The 7179-nt window shown below is 61.8% G+C and carries 6 protein-coding genes; all 6 read right to left on the bottom strand.

Annotated features, from left to right (window positions below; all coding sequences use genetic code 11):
* On the bottom strand, positions 1 to 251 hold a 251-nt coding region (locus tag HY896_08690), incomplete at its 3' end, for a hypothetical protein (GenBank protein MBI5576426.1).
* A gap of 20 nt (positions 252 to 271) precedes the next feature.
* Positions 272 to 1225 carry a hypothetical protein gene (locus HY896_08685; GenBank protein ID MBI5576425.1) on the bottom strand — a complete coding sequence of 318 codons (954 nt, stop codon included), beginning with the start codon at positions 1223 to 1225 and terminating at the stop codon, positions 272 to 274.
* A complete protein-coding gene (locus HY896_08680; protein ID MBI5576424.1) occupies positions 1222 to 5058 on the bottom strand; it encodes a CxxxxCH/CxxCH domain-containing protein in 3837 nt (1278 codons plus the stop codon). Before HY896_08680 ends, HY896_08685 begins: the two co-directional genes overlap by 4 nt.
* A 2-nt stretch (positions 5059 to 5060) precedes the next feature.
* Positions 5061 to 5660, bottom strand: coding sequence for a hypothetical protein (locus HY896_08675; GenBank protein ID MBI5576423.1), 600 nt, complete (start codon positions 5658 to 5660; stop codon positions 5061 to 5063).
* A complete protein-coding gene (locus HY896_08670; protein ID MBI5576422.1) occupies positions 5657 to 6427 on the bottom strand; it encodes a hypothetical protein in 771 nt (256 codons plus the stop codon). Before HY896_08670 ends, HY896_08675 begins: the two co-directional genes overlap by 4 nt.
* A gap of 57 nt (positions 6428 to 6484) precedes the next feature.
* A complete protein-coding gene (locus HY896_08665; GenBank protein MBI5576421.1) occupies positions 6485 to 7057 on the bottom strand; it encodes a sigma-70 family RNA polymerase sigma factor in 573 nt (190 codons plus the stop codon).
* Between the last annotated feature and the right edge of the window lie 122 nt (positions 7058 to 7179).

The following is a 7179-nucleotide window of genomic DNA, read 5'->3' as shown; positions in this document are numbered from 1 at the left end:
GCGGCCCACGCCGTGTTGTCCGCGAGTTTGGTCAGCTTCGGCTTCGATGTCCGGATGCTCCTGGTGGACGAAAGCACTTCGGATGCCTTCAGGGTATGGCATGCGTAGCAGCTGGCGTTCGGATCCATCTTCGAATGGTCGGCCCTTACCACGCTCCCGGCCGCAAGCAATACCGCCGCGGCAAGGACGACGTGCCAGGACCGCAAAAGGCACCGCGCCCGGTGCGCCACGCTATCCCCTCCTTCGCCCATCCATCCGCCCTCCCTGCGCATCAGGGATTCCCGATGATCGACAGCCCGTTGATAGTGCCGACCCAGAGGACATCATCCACGACCTCGATCGTTTCCACGCGGTCGTCGGAGAGCCCATCCGCGCTCCCGATGTTCCGGAAGCGCCTTCCGTCGAATATCGAGATCCCGCGGTCGAACGTCCCGATAACGACCTTGTTTTTATATACTTTCAGCGAGCTCACTTTGTTGCCGGGAAGGCCGTCCTGCACGCGGTAGATCTTCCAGCGCCTGCCGTCGAAGAACCCGAGGCCGTCGGGGGTCCCCGCGTATATACCGTCGGCGGCAGCGGCCAGGGAAGTGATCCAGAGCCCGGGAAGGCCGTCCTCCGGCCCGATGACGGTCCATTTCCCGGATTTCAGGTGGAAAATACCGTTGTTAGTGGTCCCCGCCCAAAGTTCCCCGTTCCAGGCGTGGATGCGCGTGATGTTGCTCATCACCCCGGTGCCTTCCCCCCTGGACAGGAGTTTCCAGCCGGTCCCGTCGAACTCCAGCAGTCCCCCCGTCATCGTGCGGGCGGCCATCCACAGCGTGCCGTCCGAAGCCGCGAGGTCCCCGTTGGCGGCTACGGCATTCGCGATGCGGTCCATCGTTTTCCACCCGCCGGGTCCGGCGACGTTCAGCCCCGCGTCGGTCGCCACGTAAAGCGTTCCCCCGAATCGCGCAAGGCCCGTCACGGCATTTCCCATTAATCCCTTCGGCGGGTTTCTCCACGTCTTTAGCGCCAGGTTGAAAATTCGCGTCCCGTTTTTCGTTCCGACCCATACGTCGTTACCGTCGCGGAAAACTCCCGTTACCCAACTGAATGGAAGGGCCTCCTTCCCGAAAAAAGCGCGGATCGCCGTCGCATCGCGCACATCCGCGGCGTAGGCCGCGCGGGAAAGGCTTACCAGGCACAGGACAGCGCACAGGAAAGTTGCCGACGCCCGGGCCGTCATATGTGGCACTGCTTGCACAGCGTCGAAGTATTGTCGGCCCACTCCATCCTCAACATCTGCTTGTCCGTCTGCGTGTTGCTTGCCGCGTGCGGCTCATGGCAGGCGACGCAGCCCTCGTTCCCGGAGCCCGGCAGGGATGCGCCGCCGCCCATGTACTCGGAAAGCGGCAGCGCAGGTGGGTTCCTGAATTTCCCGGAATCGGGAATCGGGGCCATGTTCGTCGGGTGGCTCTGCGTACCGGAGCGGCTGCCCCCGCCCTTGACCGACCATGTGTGCAGCACGACGTTATCGTCTTTCGGCGCGCCGTTCGTCGCGTTCCGGTGGCACTGGGTCGCGCACCAGGCGTTTGTCTGCGTCGAGCGCTCGTCCACGGTGTCGTACCTCGTGTCGGCCGACGCGGGATGCGGATATTCCTGTATCGAGGAGTTGTCGTTGCGGACCAGCTTCCGGTTCACGCTCCCGTGGAAACCTCCCTGCACCTGCGTCCGCGAATCCGAGCTGCCCGTTCGGACCGCAGTCGAGTAGTGGCAGTCGCCGCAACGATAAGCGGGCGGCCCGGAGGCTCCTCCCGAAAGGCTCGCCGATGCGCCGTGCCCCGAAGCGCTTCCGCCGGTCCAGCTCTGTCCCCCGGAAAGGATGTTGGGCGGCGTGCGTCCGGCGAGCTGCGGTCCTCCCGAAACTCCGTGACACAACAAGCACCAGGTGTCCCCCTGCGCGGTGTCCTTGATCGAGCCCGTCGGGTACGCGGCGTATGGCGTCGCGGGACTTGCAGGCGTCGCCCATGCGAACACGGAATTCGGATGCGCCGTGTTGTCCGCCCCACGGTACTCGTAGTGGCACGTCTGGCACTCGTTGGATACGTTCGTCGTGCCCGAGACGCCATGGCAGCCAAGGCAGTTCACTTCGGCCGGATACGTCTTCGCGGTAAGAGTATGGGGGTGCCGAGAGCGGTCCTCGTAGTTCGCCGTGGGGGTGCCCGTCACGTTGTCCACGAACTGCTCGATGTTTCTTCCGCCGCTGGGAGCGAACATGGTGTTGTGCGGATGGCACACGGTGCAGCGCGTCCCGATATTGTGGCCGTCGTAATAGTCCGACCGGTAGTGCGCGATCGCAGGCTGCGTGTGGCAGACCTGGCAGATCCCGCGCTTCGTGGCGTTGTTGTCGACATAATTTGCGCCGGAGGCATTGTCGGTGAAGGATGGGGCGTTGGCCGTGAGCTGGCCCGAGGATCCCCGGATGCCGTACACGTTGTCGCTCTGGCGTAAAAGCTGTCCGACGGCGGTCCCGCCGCGGGCCGCGGTGCCCCCGTGAATCATGTAAATGTTGTTTCCGTTCGTCTGGGAGCGGTCGCCGTGGGGATCGTGGCAGTCCCAGCAGAACTTCCCTCCGTTGGTCGACGTGTGCTTCGTGCCGTAATGCGCGTTGTCGACGAAGGATGAGGCCGCTTTCACATTGTCGTACCCGACGGCCGGCTGATAGCCGGGAGGCGGGGTCGGGGGCGGCGTCCCCGAGCGGATGTGGCAGACCATGCATGTGGCGTTCCAGCCGAGCGTCGCGAGATAGGAGGCCGCCCCCGTCTGATCCTTCAGCCGGAACGGGTTCGTGGAATTGTCGTGCGAAACGTATGGATTGTGGCAGTAGTAGCACGGATCGCCTGCCCCGGCGTGACCGCCGAAGTTCGCGGCGGGATATCCGCTCTTTTCATACGCCCCCGCTGAAGTCGGCCGCCCGTGCCCCGACCATATCCACTCCGTGTTGTCGATGTTGCCCCCCGTTACGCCAGAGTAAAGGTTGTCGGTCCCGTTGAGGTAGAGGTCCGTGTCCGGGTTGTTCGACGAGTGGCATACGGCGCATCCCGATGCGGCACTGCCCCACGGCAGACCCCCATGGCAGCTTGTGGCGCAGGTTTTCGTGTTGTTGTCGTAGGTCCCCGTCACACCGCCGCCGAACTGCACGTTTCGCACCCTGTTCACGTGAAGACTCGGGACCGTGGTGGTCACGATTGACCGGCTCGCCTTGCTGCCCGTGACCGTGCCCGCGTGGCATACGGAACACTCGATACCGTTCGTGACCACGTGCGCGCTGTGGGAATTAGCGTTGTCGGTCCCGGCTCCGCCGTTGGCGTAACTGGGCATGCCGTAATTGATCCCGCCATTCGTCGTGTTATCCGTTCCGAGTCCGTGGCAGTCGTTGCAGCGTTTTTGCCCGCTGTTCCACACGGGACGCCTGAAGTCGTTGTCGTTGTCCGCCGCCATCGATGCGGTCGCGCGTCCCGCGCTGTGGCAATAGACGTTGCGGCACGTATCTCCGCCATACCTGGAACCGGCTCCCCAGCCGTTCGGCGAAACGTTTGTATTGTCGAGCTGCCCCGTCCGCGTGGGCGGGAACGGGAAGCCGGGCCCCTGGTTGTAATAATTCGTGTTGTCGTAGGCTCCGCCCGGTCCGTTCGGCGCCTTCGTGTAGGTCCCCTGGAGTACGACCGAAACCAGGTTGTCCTGATGATGCGCCAGGCTCGAATCGATCCCCATGGCCGAGCCGTAATGGCAAGTCCCGCACTCGAATAAATAGATATACGGCGGGATGCCCCGGGTATCCCCCGCCCTGCCTCCGTAATGCATCGGGTGGGCATCGCGCGTCGATGTATCGGCGTCGTTGTCCGGATTGGGGACAGGCGTAAACCTCGCAGGATATGGGACAGGAGCGGTGGAGCTCGGCGGAAATCCGTGGCACTGCGAGCAGCTCGCGCCGATGTTGTTATGGCTGTGGCAGCCCACGCAGGCCGCCTGCGAACGGGAGTTGAAGTGCTCCGATACCGTCGACGGCAATCCGACGATCTGCTGATTGTTCGTGTACGGGTTCGGGGACGAGGAATCGTTGATCTGCGGGTAGGTGACGGGGGGATTGCCGGAGTCGGCCGATCCGTGGCACGCCTCGCACATCGTCCTGCTGTCGAGGTCGCTTCGTGTGGCCCCCGTCGGCGTGGGCGCGTTCGCCATGTAGGTGCTCGCCCGGCCGGACCATGACTGGAGGCGCGTCCAGACGGGGCTCCCCGAGGGCCAGCTCCTCCGGAAGAACGCCTGCCAGGCGCCGTTGCCGTCCCACATGTGCGGTTCGTGGCAGTCGCTGCACGGCAGCTTGTCGCCCTTGTATGCCCCCCCGGTGGCATTGGGGTCTCCCGATTTGAAGAAATGCCCGCCGGTGAGGCCAAGCGTCGTGTTGTCGAGGGGGCGGCGTGCGTTGTCATTGGCACCGTAATTTCTCGTGGGCTGGGTCTGGAAGGGAGGCGTATTTTCGTAGTAGCCGGATACAGTGCCCGCCGGGATATCTTCCTTCATGGTGGAGTTCAGGTCCTTCCCCGTCAACGGGGTCGTGAAGCCGAACGCGATGTTTTGCGGTTTGTGGCCTGAACTTGCGTTGGAGAACTTCGAGAAGTTCGGCAGGTCGTCGATTCGTTCCACGCTTGTCTGATGGTAGTCGTGGCAGTCGTAGCACTGGTTGGTGAACGCCCTGCGGTAATTAGGCTTCCCTGACGATCCTCCGCTTCCGTCCAGCAGAAAGGCGTTGTCGTAATTGGAAAGGTTCCGCGGCCAGAGGGGGGCGTATTTGGCGAAATGAGGGACGTGGCATGCGGAACATACGCCCGAGGGGGCGACCCCCCCCGAGGTATACGCTGCATTGTCACGGGTCCAGGGCCCCGGCGTCGTGGTGGAGAAATCGTGGGGGCTGCCTACGACCCCCATTCCGGCCTGCCCGCTGGATGAAAACACCATCCAACCCCCGGCGACTGCCAGCAACACCATCCAGACGGCGAATCGGCGCCCTGACGGTAGCAAGGTCAGTGTTCTTTCCGCTTCACTTTTCTTTCCACGACTTCTGCCAGCGCGGCAAATCCTGCCCCCTTTATCCCTTTTCTGCGGATCCGAGTTACGATTTCGCCCGGCGTATATCCTTTCTCGATGTAGGAAGATACGATTACGGCCGCGTTCTTGTAATCGAGAACCCTGTACTCACCGGCTTCGAGCGATGTTAGAACATCGCGCGATTCGTATAAAGTTTTAAGTTTCGATTCCGCGGCTTCGACAACCAGCGCCGGTGCGGCTTCCTTGGCGACTCCCTCCCTCACCTTGCTGAATACGACGTAATACGGAAGCCCCGTCTCACGCAGTTTCGTTGCGACGGAAAGGATCCGCACCATCTGCGGACAATCGAGCTTGTGTTTCAGGATGTCCTCGAAAAACGGCAGAAGTTCTTCCTCGGGGATCCCGGACCTCCGCGCCGCCGCGTACGCCTCGCCGATCCTCACGATGTTTTCCTGCGATGCCACACCGTGAATGCGGCAGAGATCGTCTACCGGTTCGCCGTGTGAGACCGCCGCGAAAACAAGGAGACAAAAACCGATTATGCCCGCGTAACCGCCCCGCCGCCGGGACCTCACACGGAATTACCTCCCCGGACCAGGAGAATCGAATTCGTCCCCCCGAAACCGTCCGGCGTCTGTTCGGATGCATTCGGATCGGGAACGATGAGATTTCCGTCGACGATGAAGTTGTAGGAGTATGCGCCGGGATTGAGCCTCAATGTCGTCTTCCAAACCCCGGCCCCTGATGAGGAGAGGGGAACCCCCTTTGGATTCCAGCCGTTGAAATCTCCCGTGACGGCGACCATCGATGCGGCGGGATGATATAAGTAGATCTTGACCTCGCGGACGACCAGGATTTTTTCTGCGGGAGGGTTAGTACGTTGCGCTGTGACCGCAGGGGACGGGGGCTGTTCCGCGGCAGGCTTCGCCGGTTTACCGGGAGCGGGCTCCGAAGGCGTCTGCGCCGCAGGAGGGGCGGGATGAGGAACGGATGCCACGCGTGTTTCCCGAAAGGCCGTGCCCCGATAAAAAACCGTCGCCGCCACGATGCACGCAGCTGCCGCGCCGAGCGCCGCTACCCATCTACCCCACCGCACCCATAGCGCCGATCCGGTTTTTTCCGGCAGATTCGCAAGGATTTTCGAGCGTAGATGGGGCGGCGGATCCGCCGTTTTCTCCGGCATCCCGCGAAGGACGCGGTCGATGTCCGCGATTTCCCGGTAGAGTTCCCCGCATGCGCAGCACATGGAAATATGGCTTTCCAGATCCTCCTTGTCCTGTAGAAGGACCTGGCCGTGAATGTACCGCGCGATGAGGTCTTCGTACTTCCCGCAACCGTTCACGACTTTCCCCCCGTCCAGCCGCTTCGTACCTTTATTACAAGTAAATTCGGCAGGTTGTTACACCTTCCCGCAGGTTTCTTTTCGCATGAGTTCCAGAATCATCCTTTTTCCGCGAAAAAGTAATATCTTCGTGTTGCTCAAGGAAATCTTCATGATTTCGGATATTTCCTCGTATGTAAGTTCATTGAAGTAGAACAGGATTATGCAGGTGCGGTACTTTTCGGGGAGCTTAAGAATGAGCGCGCGGATTATTTCACCCTGTTCCGCGTCGATGGCGGCGAGCTGGGGGTCGCCGCCATCCTTGCCGTCGACGACGAGGAGTTCGGGGTCGACCGAATCGATATCCACTCCGGTTCCCTTCTTCCGCCGCCGCAATTCGTCGATGCACAGGTTCTTGGCGATCGAGTACAGCCACGTGGACATTTTCTCGTTCGGGCGGAACGACCCTATGAACCGGTAGACTCGCAGGAATGTTTCCTGCGTCAGGTCTTCGCAGAGCGGATGTTCGCGGAAAAAATGGTAGATGAAGGAATAGATGGGACGCTCATACTTGCCCAGCAGGGCCTCGAAGGCCTGGCGGTCTCCCTTCCGGATCCTGCGGGCAAGCCTTGAATCCTCGTCGAAGACCATCAGGGCAAATTACATCACATCCCTCGCCTCCGGGCAATTTCTAACCGCGCCCGGCGTACCCCATTTCGTATATTCCCAGCGGGCTCGGCACGCCTCACGGGGTGCCCGTGTAGCGTATCTTC

The organism is Deltaproteobacteria bacterium, assembly GCA_016218975.1.
Taxonomy (GTDB): Bacteria; Desulfobacterota; Deferrimicrobia; order Deferrimicrobiales; family Deferrimicrobiaceae; genus JAENIX01.
This window is presented reverse-complemented; position numbering and strand designations above follow the sequence as displayed.